Origin of the sequence: Phytohabitans aurantiacus (genome assembly GCF_027923225.1) — a bacterium.
GTDB lineage: Bacteria > Actinomycetota > Actinomycetes > Mycobacteriales > Micromonosporaceae > Phytohabitans > Phytohabitans aurantiacus.
In genome coordinates this window covers 1-736 of the sequence record NZ_BSDI01000135.1, presented here as the reverse complement: position 1 = coordinate 736, position 736 = coordinate 1, and the positions used below count along the sequence as shown (strand labels likewise).

Genomic DNA, 736 nt, shown 5'->3' with positions numbered 1-736 from the left:
GGAAGTAGGCGTGGTAGTCGTCCACTGTGGAGACGAGTCCTCCGCCGCCGCCGGGGAATGGTGGCGGTTGTAGGCTCCAGCGGCCGTTGGCGGGTTCGTCCCAGACGTGGTATTCGCCGGTGGCCGGGTCGGGGGCGTACAGGGTCGGGAGCCGGTCGATTTTGTCGGCGGGTACGTGGAAGCCGGTGTCGGTCATTCCCAGGGGGTCGAAGACGCGTTCGCGCAGGAATTTGTCGAAGGTTTGGCCGGTGACGCGGGCGACGAGGACGCCGAGTAGGTCGTTGCTGATCTGGTATTGCCAGCGTTCGCCGGGCTGGTAGGCGAGGGGCAGGGTGCCGAGGCGGCGCATCCACTCGTCGGGTTCGGGCATGGGTTCGGGCAGGTTGGGTGTGAGGCCTTGTTCGAAGATGGCGGCCATGATGGGGGTGCCGAGCATGGTCATGTCCATGCCGAGGCCGAAGGTGGAGGTGAGTAGGTCTCGGACGGTGATTGGTCGGCGGGCGGGGACGGTGTCGTCGAGGGGGCCGTCGACGCGGGTCAGTACGCGGCGGTCGGCGAGTTCGGGTAGCCAGGGGTCGACGGGGTCGTCGAGGCGGAGTCGGCATTCGTCGAGTAGGACCATCGTGGCCGAGACCGAGACGGGTTTGGAGGTGGAGGCCATCCGGAAGATGGTGTCGCGGCGCATCGGCGGGCCACCGTCACGGTGCATGGTGCCGAGCGTTTCCACATGTGTCTG

At 67.3% G+C, this 736-nt stretch carries 1 protein-coding gene; it reads right to left on the bottom strand.

Translation table 11 applies throughout. From position 1 onward, the window contains the following. A partial coding sequence (locus QMG73_RS46145) for a serine hydrolase domain-containing protein (protein WP_281906521.1) occupies nt 1–709 on the bottom strand: 709 nt, incomplete at its 3' end. Nucleotides 710–736: the final 27 nt, after the last annotated feature.